Raw genomic sequence first — 16,502 nt, forward strand, 5'->3', positions numbered from 1 at the left:
GTATGATCGGTCGTGGTTTATCTGCTCTCGCGCTCAGCGCGGCATTACTTTCCGGTTCGCTGTCGTTCGCGGCGCAGGCTGCCGGTACCTTTACCCTCAGCTCATCGGCGTTTCAGGATGGCGGCATGCTGGCCCAGAAATATGCCGGGGCCACCCCGGGCAACGCCAGTTGCACCGGCGACAATGTTTCACCTGCGCTGAACTGGGCCAACCCGCCGGCGGGCACTACCAGCTTCGCCTTGCTGGTGTCCGATCCCGAAGGCCGTGCCGGATTGGGCGCCAGCCACTTGGTGGCCTACGGTATTCCAGCCACGGCTCAGGGGTTCGCTGAAGGCGATCTTACCCAGGGCAAAGGCTTTGTCGGCGGCAAGAACTCACCGGGTACCGCGGTGTATCACGGCCCATGCCCACCGGCAGGCTCTGGGTTGCACCACTATACCTTCGTGCTGATCGCCACCGATCTCCCGCCGCATGCGCTGGGGCCAGGGTTAACCCGCGAACAGCTGTTGGAAAAATTGCAGGGCCACGCCAAGGGCGGTGCGGGCATTATCGGTCGTTTCGGTCAATAACCGGTGCCGGGGTGGCCTACTTACTCACGCGATCCAGATACAGCATGCTGTTGGCGATATCCACATGCGCATCTTTAACATTATCGCGCAGCGCCACCAGGGTTTGCCCCTGTAAGGCCACAACGTAAGGGGAACTGGCCTGCAGTTCGCGCTGCAGCGTAACATAACGCGCGGCGCGGGTTGCAGCATCCCCCTCTGCCGCGGCTGCACGGGTTTCCGCACTCAATGTCGGGATGTTCCATTGCGTACGCCAGGCCAGGGTTTTCGGCCCATTCGGCACGTTGTAGGCGAAGGCGCTGGCGTTGGTGTTAGGATCCAGATAGTCGGCCCCCCAGTAGGTGAAGATGGCCTGGAAATCACGGCCGCGCATTTTGCCCCACAGATCGCTCTCCACTACCGGATGAATGTCCAACTGCAAACCGGCCTTGGCAAAGCTGGCCTGCAGCGCCTGGGCGATATCGGTATACGGCGGCTGATTGATGACGATCAGATCAATACGCGTTCCTTCGGCGATACCCGCGTCATGCAGAATCTGTTTGGCTTTGGCCACGTCGAGCTTAAAAGGTTGATTATCCAAGGCGCCATCCAACCCCTGCGGCAGGAATGCCTGGTGAACGCGATACTGCCCCTTCAACAGATTGTCGGCAATCGTCTGGTAATCCACCAGCCAGCGTGCCGCCTGCCACAAGGCCGGATTACTCAAAGCCGGTACCTGCTTGCTGCCGGTATTGAACCCCAGGTAATAGACTTTGGCTGAATCACGCTGCTCGATCCTGATGCCCTTTTCGTTACGCAGCGAGTTGAACTGATCGGCCCCCAGATCGTAGGCCACGTCAGCATCCCCTTTCAGCAGCAATAAACGGCGGGTGCCGGCATCGCTGACGTTTTTCAGCAACACCGTTTTCAGCTTGGCCTGCGGTTGAGCGTAATCGTTGCGGCTGAACAACAGCGCCTCGTGAGGTACATAGTTGCTGACGCGATAAGGGCCGGCACCGGCTGAGTTCGAACGCAGCCAGGCATTGCCGAAGTCCCCCTGCTGACCGTGCTGGCTGAGCAGCTTTTCATCGACTATCGACGCCACCGGCGCGGTTAACAGCCGCAGCGCCAGCCCACTGCCGATATTCGCCGACCAGCTTAGCTGCACCTGGTTATCGCCCAGTTTCTTCAACTGACTCTCGACGTTTTCCGGCGTCCAGCCGAACTCACCAAGGATAAACGACGGTGCCTTGTTCAGTTTCACCGCCCGCACCAGTGAGAAGATCACATCCTCCGGGCGTACCGGGTTGCCGGAGGCAAATCGTTGGTTGGCGTTCAGGGTAAATATCAAACTGTGGCCGTCTGCTGCCGTTTGCCAACTGCTGGCCAGTTCCGGCGCCAGCTTTTCCGGCGTGGTGCGATCCGGTGTCAGCAGGCGCTGATACAGATTGACCAGGTTGGCCGAACTGACGGTTTCAAAGCTTTCGGCAGGATCAAGACTGATGATGCCTTCCAGCGAACTGACCACCACCAGCGTGTCTTTCGGGGTGGCGGCCTGTGCGCCGAAGCTCGCCGCCAGGGCACTGAACAATAACGTTGGGATTAGCCGTTTCATTGATGCACTCTCCAGAGTCACGCGGATGCGTTATTTGGCGAGTGTAGGGGCAGCGACTTAGCAGAAGAACGACTATAAATTGCTTTATTTATTACGCAGATGAATAAGCCCGCCGAGTGAACGGCAGGCTGATTTCAGTTCACCAACCGGCCATGCGCCATCGCCACCGAACGATCGCACATATGATCAATCACGTCGGCATCATGGCTGACCAGGATCATCGTCAGATCGCCCGCCTGCTTCAGCTCGTTCAGCAGGTTGAGGATTTCCGCCTGCACCGACATGTCCAGCGCCGAAGTCGGCTCATCCAGCAACAACAGCTTTGGTTTCAGCAACAGCGCGCGCACGATCGCCACCCGCTGACGTTGCCCACCGGAAAGCTGGTGCGGATAACGGTCCAACAGCCTGGGATCCAGCCCCACCTGGCGAAAACCGGCGCTGATTTTCTGCTCGATATTGCTCTCTTTCAGCAACTTTAGGGGTTCCGCCAGCGTGCGCAGCAATCGGTGCTTGGGATGTAACGAGGCATAGGGGTCCTGGAATACCATCTGGACCTCACGCCGCAGATCACCGGTAAAAGGACGGCCCGGTTGCAAATCACGGCCGAGCAGTTGAAAACCGCCGCTCCAGCTTTCATTCAGCCCGGCCAACACCCACAGCAGCGATGACTTGCCGCAGCCGGACGGGCCAACCAGGCCGAAGCACTCGCCCGGTTCGATGTGCAGATTGACATCATGCACCACGGTGCGTATCTCATAGCCCTGGCGGTGGCTGACGCTGAGGTTTTCCAGGGTAATCAGGCTCATTTCAGTGACTCCAGCAGTGCGCGATCCAGGACCGGCAACGTTTTGCCGTGAGTCTCGCGGCTTGGCCGACATGACCACAGCGTGCGCGTGTAAGGATGGGTGGCGGAGGCCAAACGATCGGCAGGCAGTTGATCCAACAGTTCGCCCTTGTACATCACCAGCACCCGTTCGCAGTAGTGCGCCACCTGCTGTAAATCGTGACTGATCAAAATCAGGCCCATATTACGTTGCTCCACCAGATTTTCGATCAGTTGCAACACCTGATCGCGCATCTGGTGATCCAGTGCCGAAGTCGGTTCGTCGGCAATCAACAGCTGCGGATCGTTGATTAATGCGATGGCCAACATTACTCGCTGCCCCATGCCGCCGGACAGCTGATGCGGATAGCGCTGGCTCAGCGCCTGCGGATCGGGCAAGCCAACCGCCGCCAGCATGTCCAGCACCTTCTCCCGCCGCTCGGCGCGGCCCAGGCGGGTATGCAACAGCAGCGGCTCCTCCACCTGACGCCCAATCGGCTGGGTTGGATTCAGCGCGTGCTTGGGATCCTGCATCACCATGGCCACCTTGTTCCCGCGCAGCCGGTTCCACTGGCGCTCGTTCAAGCGCGTCAGATCGTCGTCGCCCAGCGTCAGACGCTGCGCCTGCAGCTGTAACGGCGGTGGCAACAGCCCCATCAGGGCGCGGGCGGTCAGGGATTTGCCGGAACCGGACTCCCCCACCAGCGCCAGCCGCTCCTGCCCCATGCTGAAAGAGATGCCTTTCACCAACGGTGGCGAGGCCGGTAACAGCACCGACAGGCGTTCGACGGTCAATAATGGGTTATCAATGTCCATGACGAGGATCCATTTTATCGCGCAGGCCATCGCCCAGCAGGTTAAAGGCCAGGCTAGCGAACAGAATAGCCCCGCCCGGTGCAGCAGCGACCCACCACTGATCAAAAATCACTTTGCTGCCCTCGGCCACCATCGAGCCCCACTCGGCGGTCGGCGGGGCCACGCCCATGCCGAGAAAGCCCAATCCCGCGGCGGAAAGAATTATTCCGCCCAAACTCAGCGCCGCACGCACCACTGCGCTTGGCAGGCACAGGGGTAAAATATGCCCCGCCATCAGCCGCAGCCCACCGATGCCCTGCATACGCGCCGCCGCCAGATAGTCACTGCGACGCAGCGCCAGCGTTTCCGCCCGGGCTTGTCGGGCAAAAGCCGGCCAACTGGTCAAGGCCAGCGCCAGTGCGCCGTTCATCAGCCCCGGCCCCAATACCGCGACAAACGCCAGCGCAATCACCAGGCTGGGCAATGACAGAAAAATATCGGTGACGCGCATCAGAATACGCTCGACCCAGCCGCCGAGATAACCGGCGCTGATGCCCACCAACAGCCCAATCGGGATGGTCAGCAGCAGGATTAACGACACCAGGATCAACGTTGGCCGTGCACCATAAATCACGCGCGATAACAGGTCGCGACCAAAGCCGTCGGTCCCCAGCCAATGCCCGGAGGACGGCGGCAACAGGCGCAGTTCGATGTGTTGCAAGTTAGGGTCGAAAGGGGCCAGCCAGGGAGCCAGCAGCGCGGTCAGGATCAGCACAGCCACCAGCGTCGCCCCCAGCGTCAGCGTGGTGAGCTTGCCGCGCTGGCGGTAGCCGACCGCAGGTTCGCTCTGGGGTTCATGTTCAGAAAGATATTGGCTCATCGGGTTCGCGGGTCCACTAAATAGGTCAGCGCATCGGCCAGCGCGTTCAACACCACAAAGCAGGTGCCAATCAGCAAGGTAGCGCCAAGAATGGCCGGGGTATCGGCGGCAAACAGCGCGGTGGTCAGGTAACGCCCCACGCCCGGCCAGGCAAACACCGTTTCGGTCAGCACCGCCCCTTCCAGCAGGCTGGCATAGGACAGGGAGAGAACGGTGATCAGCGTGCCGAGCACGTTGGGAAATACGTGTCGCACCAAAATACGCGTACGGCTGGCCCCCTTGGATCGTGCCAGGGTAACGTACTCTTTATTGCACTCTTCCAGCATCGCCGCCCGCAGCAAGCGGGTGATACCCGCCATCGACAACAGCGCCAACGCCACCACCGGTAACCACAGGTGACTGATGGCGTTGTAGAACATGTCGCGATCGCCGGACAGCCAGGTGTCGATCAGCACAAATCCACTGCGCGGTTCCATGCTGTAAAGGTAGATATCGTCCAGCCGCCCCGGCCCCGCCGACCAGTGCAGCGTGGCGTAAAACAGCAGCAGCCCCAGCAGACTGAGCCAGAAAATCGGCACCGAATAGCCGATCAGCGACAGCAGGCGCGCGGCGTTATCCAGCCAACTGCCCGGTTTTATCACCGCCAAAAACGCCAGCGTAATGCCGCCGAACGCACCGAGGATAATGGCGCAGGTCGCCAGTTCCACCGTGGCCGGGAAGGTACGCAACAGATCGCTCAGCACCGGCTGCGCGGTAATGCGCGATATCCCCATATCCCCGTGCGCCAGGTGCACCAGATAGCGCCAGAACTGCACCGGCAACGGCTGATCCAGCCCCAGGTCGTGACGGACCTGTGCGTAGGTGGCCTCGCTGGCATGATCGCCGGCGATCTGCAACGTAGGATCGATCGGCGCCAGATGCGAGAGCATAAAGGTGAACAGCAGCAGCCCAAGCAGCGTCAGCGCCAATGACAGCAAGCCGGTAAGCAGCCGGCGTCCCCAACGCCAACTGTGCCGGGCGAACCCGGCGGAAGCGGTACGGCTTATCATTACTTGCTGACCTTGCTGTAGAACACCATGTCAGGGTTGATGCCCTGCTCGTAACCTTTCAGGTTGTCACGCACCGCAATCAGGCTGCGGGCCTGCAGACCGATGACAAACGGCGAACTCTGCTGCACGGCTTGCTGTAGCTGTTGATAATCCGCAACCCGTTTGGCGGTGTCGTTTTCCGCCGTGGCTGCCAGCGTCAGCTTGCTTAGCGCAGGGATCTGCCAGTTGGCGCGCCAGGCCAGCGTTTTGCTGCCGTCTTCCGGGTTATAGGCAAAGGCGGCGGCGTTGGTGTTCGGGTCAAAATAATCCGGCCCCCAGGAGGTCAGGGTCGCGTCATAGTTCAGGGATTTCACCTTGGTGGAAACCTGCGCGCTGAGGCCCGGCACCAGTTCCACCTTCACCCCACCCTGGGCAAAGCTGGCTTGCAAGGCCTGCGCGATATCCAGGTACGGCGGCTGATTGTTGACGTCCAGCTTGAAGCTGACGTTGGTCAGGCCGGCCTTCGCCAGGATCTCTTTGGCCTTTTGCGGGTTAAAACTGTATGGGCGATCTTTCAGCGCGCCCAGATAACCTTCCGGCAGAAACGCCTGATGGGTCTGGAACTGGCCCTTCAGCAGATCGTCAGCAATGCCTTTATAGTCGAACAACCAACGCGCGGCTTCCCAGAACGCCGGATTGCCCAGCGCCGGTGACGCCTTGGCGTTGAACTGCAGGAAATAAAGTGAGGCGTAAGGGATGGCCAACGGCTTGACGCCCGGCTTGCCTTTCAGCGCCGCCATCTGATCTGCCCCCAGATTACGCGCGATATCGGCGTCGCCCTGTTCGATCAGCAACCGACGCGCAGCCGGATCCGGCACGTTCTTGATCAGGATAGTCTTCAGCGTCGGGGCGCCTTCCGGTGAACTCGGGTTAGCGTCGAGCACTACAACTTCGTGCGGTACGTAGGTGCGAATTTTATACGGGCCGCTGCCGGCGGAATGGCTGTTCAGCCATTGGTGACCCAGGTCATCCCCCTGCTGGTGCGACAAGGCTTCTTTGGCATCGACAATAGAAGACACCGGCGCCGAAAGCAGGCTAAGCACAAAGGCCGGGCTGACGTTTTCGCTCCAGCTTATTTTGACCCGTTGATCATCCACCTTGGTCAGGTGCTGGTCGACGTTCTTGGCGTCCCAGCCCAACTGGGTGAGGATAAACGAGGGTTCCAGATTCAGTTTCACTACCCGCGACAGTGAGAAAATCACGTCTTCCGGGCGCAGCGCATTGCCGCTGGAAAATTTGGCATCCGGCCGCAGAGTAAAGGTCAGGCTGCGGTTATCGCTGCCCGCCTGCCATTCGCTGGCCAGCGTCGGTTTGAGTTCGATAGGATTTTTGGGATCGGACTGGATCAGCCGCTGGTAGAGGCTGTTGAACGACTGCACCGTGGTTAACTCAAAACCCTGGGCCGGATCAAAACTGACCACGTCATCGATGGACTGGGCAATCACCAACGTGTTTGCCGGGGTTGCTGCCTGTGCGTTGAAACTGGCCGCCACGGCCAAAAACACCAAAGAGGGAACGAACGCTTTCATCAAAACTCTCCAAGCGGATGGAATTTATAGTAATTTCGCGAGTGTATGTGAGAGCTCTCGGCAGGCGAAGGTACTTAAATAACTATAGATATTCTTTTTCTGTCTATAGCTGAGATTTTGATTATTAAGCAGGCGAGGTTCTGCGATGTGCGGCGCAATCACCGTGTTCAATCCTGAACACACCCTCTATTTTTATGGCGTGAATCTGCACGCGCAAGGGCTGATATCTACAACCCTTCCCGACATACTGATCGGTAACGTCCTAAACAATCGGCTACTCGAGCTTTATACCCGCCATGCGTCATTCACCGTGGTGCCCGGCACCATGAATTGCATAACGGATTTCATCGCCCTGAGAGAATACATACTTCGCCCTAGAAATATTCAGCGTTAAATCCCTACGTGATAAGGTGTGTACAAATAACGTTCAAAAAGGAGAGCAACATGAAGGACAAGGCCTGAACGACCCAACGCTAACTGTTGAAGAAGAAAAAGAAATTGCGATCGAAATTTTGAAACAACATCTCCACTGGCAAATGGCGAACCCTCCGTCCCCAGAAGAAATCCCCATTTTAGAACTCATTGGCCCAGTGCAAAAAAGTAAACGCCGTATGGTCAGAAAACTGTTGAGATAACAGCTCTGGCATCGTCAAATGCCGGGCAGCAAGCCCGGCCCGTTATTGTCACATGCCGATCAAATCTGATAATCGATCACCGTTTCCAGCTGTGAAGAGAACACCTTGTCTTTGATTTCCGTCAGTGACAGCGTCGGGTTGCACAGCTGGATAAACTGCCAGGCATAGTTACGTTGTAACTGACTGCGTTTCAAACCTAACCACACGGTATTGGGCTCGAACAGGTGCTCGGCGTTAAGGCTGACCAGCCCATGATCGCGCTCTTTCTCATATGACATGTCCGCCAGTACGCCGACCCCCAACCCCAGCTCGACATAGGTTTTTATTACGTCGGAATCCTGAGCGCTTAGGGCAATGTCCGGCGTCAGCCCGGCGGCTTTGAACGCGCTATCCAGCCGCGAGCGACCGGTAATGCCCTGGCGATAGGTTATCAACGGTAAGGTACTGAGCATTTCCAGCGTCACCTGCGGTTGCCGGGTCAGTTCGTGCCCTTCCGGTACCAGGATGGTGTGATGCCAGCGGTAGTAAGGGAACGCCGCAAGAGATTCATCGCTCATCAGCCGTTCACTGGCAATGCCGATATCGGCTTCGCCCGAGGCCAGCATCGCGACGATTTCTTCCGGACTGCCCTGGTTCAGCACCACCCTTACCCGCGGGTACAGCGCACGAAACTCCTTAATCACTCCCGGCAGGCTGTAACGCGCCTGCGTATGGGTGGTCGCAATATGCAGTTGGCCGGTGTCGTTGCTGCTGAACACATCCGCCAGTCGGCGGATATTATTGGCATCATTCAGGATGCGTTCCGCCACCACCAGCAGCTCTTTACCCGGTTCGGTCATGCCCAATAAACGCTTGCCGCGGCGGATAAATATCTCAATGCCCAGTTCTTCTTCCAGTTCCCGAATATGACGACTGACCCCAGACTGCGAGGTAAATAAAGTATTGGCCACCTCGGTCAGGTTGTAGTTGCAACGCGCCGATTCCCGAATAATTTTTAATTGTTGAAAGTTCATCCACTCCCCCTGACGAGCAATATTGTTAACACCAGTGATACGGAGTCTGGCGGGAGGGGACAAATAAGAAATAACCTTTAGTTATGCATTTTCATGCTAAGTGAATTTTTCACCATTGCAAATTTGCTGTTTTTTAATCTTAAATTATCGAATAGCTTTAAAATTAACAACATAGATATCCACTTTTAAAATGTGGATTAAATGCTTATGCAAAATAAAGTTATTAAATATAGGCATTAGATATATAAACAAAAAAGGCTCAGCAAGCTGAGCCTATCGAAAGCTTCATATGAGCGGGATCAGGCAGTTGCCTCTCCGCCGATAGGGCCGCAGGTATTTTGCTGCAGCCATTGCTGCACGTAGCTGACCAAATCGCCAATGCAGTCATCCTGCATACCGTGGTTTTTCAGCTCGTTATCCAGCGAGAACAGGTACTGGGCGTTAGTTCCCAGCGGCCCGCTGGCGCTGGCGATCAGGGGGGCTATCACCTGATGGCTGGTATCTTCTTCAAACAGCGGGTGCTGCGGGTTCATGACAAACACCAGCGCGGTCACCACTTCGCCGTCTGCCAAGGTGAGATCGCACCAGGTCGGCAAATAACAGCCGGTGACCATTTCGCGTTTCCACAGCAGTTCCAGCTCTTCGCGCAGCTTGGCTTCCGGCAGGCGAAACGCCAGGCCGGTGGTATGGCCACCCTCTTTTAAAGCCAGCATCCGCCCCGGCTGGTGCAGGGTGCCGCGCCCGGCGGTAAGCCGCAAACAGAAGGCGCGGTGCCAGCCTTGCAGCGTGGCCGGCCGCACCTCTTCGGATTCAAACACCGGGTTCCACATCAGTGAACCGTAGCCGAAGACCCACACCGGGCTGTTATCCGGCCGACGGGATAAAGTACAATCCAACGAGGCCGCCCGCTGCTCTGATGTCAGTAACAGCGACTCCTCAATGGTGCCGAATGCAGTTTTGCAATCCGCATTTTGCAGAAAATCTCGCGTTAACACCTTAACAACCTCCCGGGAATAGGATTGCCCATACTCCCTCGCCACTGTTCAATCTTATTTATTAAGTGCGGAATTATATTAATACAATAATCTTCCCGCGATAATAATGACCTTATTCTTTTCTCAGTGAGCAATCAAGTTTCAAAAGAGCTTTAAAGTGAAAAAGTATTTGTACTCAGCAGCAATAATATTAATTGCCCGCGTAATAGGTTCGGATTTCATGATTTACCGGCGCACAAAGGCGCCGGGGAGCGCCTTACTTTTTGTGCCAGCGGTCGTCATCACCTTTGCGGTAGCTTTGCTTCACCGCCGCCCAGGCTACCTTGTGGGCGGTTTCCTCTCGGCTATCGTCGCCGCGCCGGTCATCTGGATCGCTATATTGATCCCAGGCGCTGTTAAAAGCTTCCTTATAGATCTCTTGCGCATGGGCCGGCAACACGTGTTTGACGTTGTCCGGCAAGGCATTTGTGCTGTTGTAGGGCATCATTTCCTCCCGCAGATATTCAGTGAACCTTAAGCTTAGATGACACCTCCGCCCGCCTCAATTAGCAAACAATTCTCATTATCACATGGCATGTTATACTCCTCGCCAAACGAACATAAGGAGAACCCCGTGACTACCGAAGCCCCACGCTCACGCGCACCCTACCTGATTGCTGTCAGCGCGATTCGCGATGTTACCCCGCACCTGCGCCGCATCACTTTCACCGCCCCGGACCTGCGTTATTACCCGGCAAACGCCGCCGCCGCGCACATCAAGGTTTTCCTGCCGCTCGAAGGCCAGACGCAGCCGGACCTGCCGACGCTGACCGAAAACGGCCCTCGCTGGGCGGCCGATGCGGTTCGTCCGATTGTCCGCACCTATTCGATTCGCGCAGTACGCCCGGAGCTGGCGGAAGTCGACATTGAATTCGCCATTCACGATCACAGCGGCCCGGCGGTTAACTTTGCGCGATCGGCCAAAGCAGGCGATAAAATCGGCATCAGTAACCCGGGCGGTCCTAAACCTATGCTGCCAGAGGCCGATTTCTACTGTCTGGCCGGCGATCCTTCCTCCTTGCCCGCGCTGGCGGCCTTGCTGGAAGGGTTACCGGCACGTAGCGAAGGCCACGCCTTTATCCGCGTCGACACTGCGGCTGACGTTATCGATCTGAAAAAACCGGCAGGCTTCGAACTGAGCTGGATTATCGGCGGCACCGAAAAAACCGCCGAGTTGGTGACGCAATTTTGCTCATTGCCGCTACCTGAGACAAAAATCCAGTATTGGCTGGCCGGGGAAGATCGTTTGGTGGTAGACCTGCGCCGTTACCTGCGCCGCGAGCGCCAATGTGACCGTAATCAGCTTTATGCCGTACCTTACTGGCGTGAGGGGTTAAACGAAGAGGGTTATCATAATAAACGGCATGAAATCATGGACAATATTGACGATTGACTGTGATTTTCCCCTTTATTAATCAAGCAGCGCAGCTACAAACTGCAATTTATGTGCCGTTAATGAAGAAAACTCATCTCACTACGTAAAAGTAAGTAAATAAAACCGCATCCAATGCGGTTTTTTTGTTAACCTAGTCACAGAAAGCAAGCTTTTGCTTTTACAAGTAAAACAACATCACATCATTCCCCGGCACAAGCCTGCGGGTGTATCCTATTATTATTAAATATAAATACATTCTGGATGCGCATAATTGCCCTTAACGGCAGTCAGCGATGACGGGACCACGCTGTTTGAGAAGGAGTACCATCGAAATGAAGTCGCAAAACGATCCTGGCCGATCCAAATCCCGCCACACTGAATACTCGCTGCTTTTCCCCATCGCCGCCTTGGTGGTGTTGAACCTGTGGGGCAGTACCAGCAATTTCCCGCTGATCGTCGGCATTAACATCATTGCCCTGGTCGGTATTCTCAGCAGCGCGTTCAGCGTTGTACGCCACGCCGACGTGCTGGCTCACCGTCTGGGTGAACCCTATGGCTCGCTGATCCTCAGCCTGTCGGTGGTTATTCTGGAAGTGAGCCTGATTTCTGCGCTGATGGCCACCGGCGACGCCGCACCGGCACTGATGCGCGATACGCTTTACTCCATCATTATGATTGTCAGCGCCGGTCTGGTGGGCTTCGCTTTATTGCTAGGCGGTCGCAAATTCGCCACCCAATACGTCAATCTGGGCGGTATCAAACAGTATCTGATGGCGATTTTCCCGCTGGCGGTGATCGTACTGGTGTTCCCCAGTGCGCTGCCGGGCGGCAACTTCAGCACTGGGCAGGCGCTACTGGTCGCGGTGATTTCCGCCGCCATGTACGGCGTGTTCCTGGTGATCCAGACCAAAACCCACCAGAGCCTGTTTGTCTACGAGCACGAAGATGACGACGGTGACCCGCACCACGGCAAACCTTCTTCGCACAGCAGTGCCTGGCATGCCGGCTGGCTGGTGGTGCATTTGATTGCGGTGATCGCCGTGACCAAGTTCAACGCCAACCCGTTGGAAGGTTTGCTGACCAAGGTGAATGCTCCTGCGCAGTTTACCGGCTTCCTGGTCGCGCTGTTGATCCTATCGCCAGAAGGCCTGGGGGCACTGCGTGCGGTGTTGAACAATCAGGTTCAACGTGCGATGAACCTGTTCTTCGGCTCGGTACTGGCGACCATTTCACTGACGGTACCGGCGGTAACCATCATCGCCACCCTGACCGGGCAAACGCTGATTTTCGGCCTGCAGACGCCGCATATCGTCGTGATGCTGACCGTGTTGCTGCTGTGCCAGCTGTCATTCTCGACCGGCAGAACCAACGTGCTGAACGGCACCGCGCATCTGGCGCTGTTTGCCGCCTATATGATGACCATTTTTGCCTGATTGCCGGAGGGCGCTTTCGTAGCGCCCTCCCTTTTTAAATCGCGAAAAAAATACCCGCCGCGATACCGCCAAACAAAATCCATTTAATGATGTAGTACCCGGTTCGGTTCCACGCCTTCAGCCGTTTCCCCACCTTGCGTACCGCATAGATATACTTGAACAACTTGTTGACGCCACCGGTACGATCGCCCTCTTCATTGGGTGCGGTAGCCGCGCTCATCAGGTTGCGCCCCAGCCAGTGGTTAATGCCCTGTGCCCAGCGGAAACGCATCGGTCGCTCAATATCGCAAAACAGAATCAACCGGTTCTGCCCACTCTGATTTTCGGCGTAATGCAGGTAGGTTTCGTCGAACATCACCGCCTCCCCGTCGCGCCAGCTGTAGCGTTCGCCATCCACTTCGATGAAGCAACGGTCGTCATTCGGTGTGATCAACCCCAGATGGTAACGCAGTGAACCGGCGTAGGGATCGCGGTGGCGTGGCAGGCGGCTGCCATCCGGCAGTTCGGCAAACATCGCCGCCTTGACCGAAGGCAGGCTACGCAACAGTGCGGTAGTCTGCGGGCACAGGCTCATCGCCGACGGGTGGTTGTCTTCATACCACTTCAAATAGAAGCGCTTCCAGCCGGTTTTGAAGAACGAATTGAAACCGGCATCATTATATTGGTCCGAGGCTTTAATCTGCTGGATAGCCATCAGCTGCCGACCTTCATCGCGGATGCTTTGCCAGTTATCCCGCAGCGCCTGCAATTCCGGGAATTGCTCCGGCTGCAGATAGGGCGTGGTCGGTACGCGTGAAAACAGGTACATGAAAACGTTCAGCGGAGCAGTAAATGTGGAATGATCGGAGAGCTGCCGCCAGAAGGTGTAACGCACCCGCCCACGGTAATGGACATACACAACGCATAAAATAAATAGAAGTAAAATAATATATTTCATGATTGAACCGCATTGAAGATCCCAATACCTTGCACGCCCATCCGGCGTGCACCCCAGATATTTCCTTTAGGCCAATAAGTTGTTGCGCCCGTCTGGAACACCCCTAAGCATTAACGCTAAACCAACAAAAATCTATACAAAAAACCACAATAGTTTACACAAAGGCTAAACGAGCCGGCGTTATGGGCGGGAACCGCTTGCCCTCTGTCGATTTGCTGGTTGGCGCCCAAACCGATGACTGCCCGCCCTCCGGGTTAGATAAAATAGCCTTTGATATAAAAATAAGCGGGTATTTCAGGCTTGGGTTATTAACGATATCCGTTATTCACTCCAGAATAATAAATGACTAATTTGATTTTGATCAGTGTGCAGCAATTCAACCATGATTAACTCAGGGGGCCTGATTAATCCCAAGGCAAGCCATTAAACAATAATAAAAACAAATAATACGTACGGAATACATCATGAAAAATATATCTGACATCAGAATGAATCGCCGAACCTTGTTAAAAGGGCTTGGCGTGATTGGGCTGGCCAGCATATCGCCCTGCGTATTTTCCATGGCAATGGACAAGGGCAAACCCCTGCCCCGGGTGCGTCTCAAACTCAGTGACTACCAGACGTTTCGTTCAACCTGCGCGATGGAGTGTTTACATTGTAATTTAACGGCTTATGTCTATCAGGGGGAGCTCAAAAAAATAGAAGCCAGCAAAGATTTTAACGTCAAATGCTGCCTGCGCGGCATCAGCCGGACCAAATGGGTCTATCACCAACAGCGGGTTAAAACACCTTTGCTTCGGGTGGGGGAAAAAGGTGAAGGGAAATTCAAACCCATATCCTGGGATGAGGCGCTCGATCTGGTTGAACTTAATATCCGTAATACTCTTGCCAGTCACGGTAATAAAGGCCTGTTAATTTCAAGCCATGCCGGGAATATGGATTCCATTAAAAACGACATGGGGAAAGCCTTCTTTGATTACCTCGGCGGGGCGACAAAACGCTCCGGTTCCTTATGCTGTTCTGCGGTGACCGCCGCCATGATCCCGATGCTTGGCCTGCGCTACGCGGATATGCGCGACACCATTGCCGACAGCCGCTACATTCTGTGCTGGGGCAATAATCCGGCCGTGACCATGCAGGCCTATTTCAAAGAATATATTAAGGCGCAGGAAAGAGGCGCGCGGCTGGTGGTGATCGATCCCCGCTTTAACGAAACCGCCGCCAAAGCCGATGAGTGGATCCCTATCGTTCCCGGCACCGACACCGCGTTGGCACTGGGTATGATCAAAATCATCATTGATGAACAGCGCTACGACGCTGACTTCCTGCGGCGACACACCGGGGCCGTTTATCTGGTGAACCCCCAGCAAAAACAGCTCAGAGAAGATCCGCAGGACAAAGAAAGCTATCTGGTGTACGACACCCTAAGCCGCCGTCTGGTGCGCCATGACACACCCACCATCGTCCCGGCGCTCACCCAGGCCGAATTGCCTGCCGATGCGGCTTATACCACGGTATTTGAACTGATCCGTCAGGAGTCGGCTCCCTGGACCGTCGAGAAAGTGGCGGCGGAAACCGACATCCCGGCGGCCATCCTGCTCCGTTTGGCGCGTGAATATGCCAGCAATATACCTTCGATGATCGTACAGAACATGTCCGGCGCTCAGCGCACCGAATTCGGCACCTACGTGGCGGCCAGCCAGTTTTATCTGGCGCTGCTGACCGGCAATATGGGCAAAGCCGGTGGCGGAGTCTGCGACGCGGGCGGCGCCAAACAAATGATGAAGTTCAGTCCGCCGCTGCCTCCGGCACCCAACGTACAAAAAATTCCGCCGATACCGGTCGCCAAAACCGGCGAGTGGATTGTCAACGATCGCCCTCACCCGATTAACTTTTGGTGGATCATGACCATGGGCGCGCTGACCCAGTTGCCCAACACCAATATGGTGAAGAAAGCCCTGAAGAAGGTGCCGTTTGTCGTCGTGGCCGATAACCTGATGAGTTCCACCACGCTGTATGCCGATCTGGTGTTGCCGGTCACCACCATCTTTGAAGATCTCAGCCTGATGGCCGGCGTTCGCAGCCACTATGTCCAACTGATGGAAAAGGCGGTAGAACCGGTGGCGGAGGCCAAACCGGATTACTGGATTTTTGCCCGGTTGGCGGAACGCTTCGGCTTCGGCGAGGTGTTTAACCAGCCGATCGAACACTATATAGAAAACTGTTTGGCCGGAACCGGCCTCACTATCGAACAGCTACGTAAAGGACCGATTAAACCCGCCCCCACGCCGTGGATCCCGTTCAAAGACGGTATTTTTCGCACTCCGACCAAAAAGGCCCACTTCTTTATCGAAGAGTGGCAGAAGAAGGATTTCCCGCCGATTGTGACCTATATGCAGGTGAAAGAGTCGCCGAAAGGTTCGCCGGAGTTGGCGAAAACATATCCATTAATGGCCGTTCAGCGCAAGCTGGCGCGCAGCATCCACTCCAGCCACGGCATGAATGAATGGATCCTCGAGGTGCAGCGCAATCAGCCCAATATCATGATCCATCCGGATGATGCCGCCAGCCGCCATATCAGGAACGGTGAATGGGCGATTGCTTTTAATCACCGTGGAGAACACCGGGCATTGGCGGTGGTAACGCGTCAAATCAAACGCGGCGTGGTATGCCTGGATAACGGCTGGTGGGAACAGCAAGGCGGCAGCAGCAGCCACGTCACCAACGACCATGCGGAAGTGCTGGGCAACGGTCATTGCTGTAACAGCACCCTGGTCGACGTCCGGGCGGAGGCATAATC

General features: G+C 56.1%; 15 protein-coding genes. 5 read left to right on the plus strand and 10 right to left on the minus strand.

The genetic code is table 11. The features are described from left to right. Positions 1–2: 2 nt before the first annotated feature. Positions 3–569 carry a YbhB/YbcL family Raf kinase inhibitor-like protein gene (locus H0S68_RS14445; protein ID WP_020827459.1) on the plus strand — a complete coding sequence of 189 codons (567 nt, stop codon included), beginning with the start codon at positions 3–5 and terminating at the stop codon, positions 567–569. Between the two features lie 16 nt (positions 570–585). Here H0S68_RS14445 and H0S68_RS14450 read toward each other — a convergent pair whose 3' ends face one another. From H0S68_RS14450 to H0S68_RS14475, 6 genes are all read right to left on the minus strand, one after another. Further along, a complete protein-coding gene (locus H0S68_RS14450; RefSeq protein ID WP_410528790.1) occupies positions 586–2,160 on the minus strand; it encodes an ABC transporter substrate-binding protein in 1,575 nt (524 codons plus the stop codon). A 134-nt stretch (positions 2,161–2,294) separates the two neighbouring features. Further along, positions 2,295–2,966: an ABC transporter ATP-binding protein gene (locus tag H0S68_RS14455; protein ID WP_046373278.1), complete on the minus strand. Its 672-nt coding sequence runs from the start codon at positions 2,964–2,966 to the stop codon at positions 2,295–2,297. Further along, positions 2,963–3,799 (minus strand): ABC transporter ATP-binding protein, encoded by an 837-nt coding sequence (locus tag H0S68_RS14460; protein WP_020827462.1) that lies wholly within the window; start codon positions 3,797–3,799, stop codon positions 2,963–2,965. The genes H0S68_RS14455 and H0S68_RS14460 overlap by 4 nt, the downstream gene beginning before the upstream one ends. Continuing rightward, positions 3,789–4,658 carry an ABC transporter permease gene (locus H0S68_RS14465; protein ID WP_020827463.1) on the minus strand — a complete coding sequence of 290 codons (870 nt, stop codon included), beginning with the start codon at positions 4,656–4,658 and terminating at the stop codon, positions 3,789–3,791. Before H0S68_RS14465 ends, H0S68_RS14460 begins: the two co-directional genes overlap by 11 nt. Further along, positions 4,655–5,707 carry an ABC transporter permease gene (locus H0S68_RS14470; protein ID WP_020827464.1) on the minus strand — a complete coding sequence of 351 codons (1,053 nt, stop codon included), beginning with the start codon at positions 5,705–5,707 and terminating at the stop codon, positions 4,655–4,657. Before H0S68_RS14470 ends, H0S68_RS14465 begins: the two co-directional genes overlap by 4 nt. After that, positions 5,707–7,275, minus strand: coding sequence for an ABC transporter substrate-binding protein (locus H0S68_RS14475; RefSeq protein WP_116690271.1), 1,569 nt, complete (start codon positions 7,273–7,275; stop codon positions 5,707–5,709). The genes H0S68_RS14470 and H0S68_RS14475 overlap by 1 nt, the downstream gene beginning before the upstream one ends. 410 nt (positions 7,276–7,685) lie before the next feature. Here H0S68_RS14475 and H0S68_RS14480 point away from each other — a divergent pair, with 410 nt between their 5' ends. Further along, a complete protein-coding gene (locus tag H0S68_RS14480) occupies positions 7,686–7,910 on the plus strand; it encodes a hypothetical protein (RefSeq protein ID WP_071844550.1) in 225 nt (74 codons plus the stop codon). Between the two features lie 59 nt (positions 7,911–7,969). Here H0S68_RS14480 and cbl read toward each other — a convergent pair whose 3' ends face one another. The 3 genes from cbl to chaB form a co-directional block, all read right to left on the minus strand. Then, entirely contained in the window at positions 7,970–8,923 is a 954-nt protein-coding gene (cbl, locus tag H0S68_RS14485; RefSeq protein ID WP_020827468.1) for an HTH-type transcriptional regulator Cbl, read from the minus strand. A gap of 299 nt (positions 8,924–9,222) precedes the next feature. Next, a complete protein-coding gene (locus tag H0S68_RS14490; RefSeq protein ID WP_128864758.1) occupies positions 9,223–9,918 on the minus strand; it encodes a gamma-glutamylcyclotransferase in 696 nt (231 codons plus the stop codon). 256 nt (positions 9,919–10,174) lie between these two features. After that, positions 10,175–10,402, minus strand: a complete 228-nt coding sequence (gene chaB / locus H0S68_RS14495; protein ID WP_115060997.1) for a putative cation transport regulator ChaB — start codon at positions 10,400–10,402, stop codon at positions 10,175–10,177. Between the two features lie 129 nt (positions 10,403–10,531). On the opposite strand from chaB, the gene H0S68_RS14500 reads away from it, so the two are divergent. Continuing rightward, the gene (locus tag H0S68_RS14500; protein WP_020827471.1) at positions 10,532–11,350 is read left to right on the plus strand and encodes a siderophore-interacting protein; all 819 of its coding nucleotides are present in this window, start codon (positions 10,532–10,534) and stop codon (positions 11,348–11,350) included. A 314-nt stretch (positions 11,351–11,664) separates the two neighbouring features. Next, positions 11,665–12,765, plus strand: a complete 1,101-nt coding sequence (gene chaA, locus H0S68_RS14505) for a sodium-potassium/proton antiporter ChaA (RefSeq protein ID WP_020827472.1) — start codon at positions 11,665–11,667, stop codon at positions 12,763–12,765. A gap of 34 nt (positions 12,766–12,799) precedes the next feature. On the opposite strand, the gene lpxO is transcribed toward chaA, so the two are convergent. Then, positions 12,800–13,702 (minus strand): lipid A hydroxylase LpxO, encoded by a 903-nt coding sequence (gene lpxO / locus H0S68_RS14510; RefSeq protein ID WP_020827473.1) that lies wholly within the window; start codon positions 13,700–13,702, stop codon positions 12,800–12,802. A gap of 464 nt (positions 13,703–14,166) precedes the next feature. Here lpxO and H0S68_RS14515 point away from each other — a divergent pair, with 464 nt between their 5' ends. After that, on the plus strand, positions 14,167–16,500 hold the full coding sequence (locus H0S68_RS14515) for a molybdopterin-dependent oxidoreductase (RefSeq protein WP_410528791.1): 2,334 nt from the start codon (positions 14,167–14,169) through the stop codon (positions 16,498–16,500). Positions 16,501–16,502 lie beyond the last annotated feature (2 nt).

The sequence above is a fragment of the Serratia sp. AXJ-M genome (genome assembly GCF_046531865.1).
In the GTDB taxonomy this organism is placed as follows: domain Bacteria; phylum Pseudomonadota; class Gammaproteobacteria; order Enterobacterales; family Enterobacteriaceae; genus Serratia; species Serratia liquefaciens.

Bases quoted from the DNA above. Each gene is read 5' to 3' on its own strand.
- cbl (WP_020827468.1), bottom strand. From the start codon at position 8,923: ATGAACTTTCAACAATTAAAAATTATTCGGGAATCGGCGCGTTGCAAC.
- H0S68_RS14465 (WP_020827463.1), bottom strand. From the start codon at position 4,658: ATGAGCCAATATCTTTCTGAACATGAACCCCAGAGCGAACCTGCGGTC.
- H0S68_RS14450 (WP_410528790.1), bottom strand. From the start codon at position 2,160: ATGAAACGGCTAATCCCAACGTTATTGTTCAGTGCCCTGGCGGCGAGC.
- H0S68_RS14475 (WP_116690271.1), bottom strand. From the start codon at position 7,275: ATGAAAGCGTTCGTTCCCTCTTTGGTGTTTTTGGCCGTGGCGGCCAGT.
- chaB (WP_115060997.1), bottom strand. From the start codon at position 10,402: ATGCCCTACAACAGCACAAATGCCTTGCCGGACAACGTCAAACACGTG.
- H0S68_RS14455 (WP_046373278.1), bottom strand. From the start codon at position 2,966: ATGAGCCTGATTACCCTGGAAAACCTCAGCGTCAGCCACCGCCAGGGC.
- H0S68_RS14470 (WP_020827464.1), bottom strand. From the start codon at position 5,707: ATGATAAGCCGTACCGCTTCCGCCGGGTTCGCCCGGCACAGTTGGCGT.
- H0S68_RS14445 (WP_020827459.1), top strand. From the start codon at position 3: ATGATCGGTCGTGGTTTATCTGCTCTCGCGCTCAGCGCGGCATTACTT.
- H0S68_RS14460 (WP_020827462.1), bottom strand. From the start codon at position 3,799: ATGGACATTGATAACCCATTATTGACCGTCGAACGCCTGTCGGTGCTG.
- lpxO (WP_020827473.1), bottom strand. From the start codon at position 13,702: ATGAAATATATTATTTTACTTCTATTTATTTTATGCGTTGTGTATGTC.
- chaA (WP_020827472.1), top strand. From the start codon at position 11,665: ATGAAGTCGCAAAACGATCCTGGCCGATCCAAATCCCGCCACACTGAA.
- H0S68_RS14515 (WP_410528791.1), top strand. From the start codon at position 14,167: ATGAAAAATATATCTGACATCAGAATGAATCGCCGAACCTTGTTAAAA.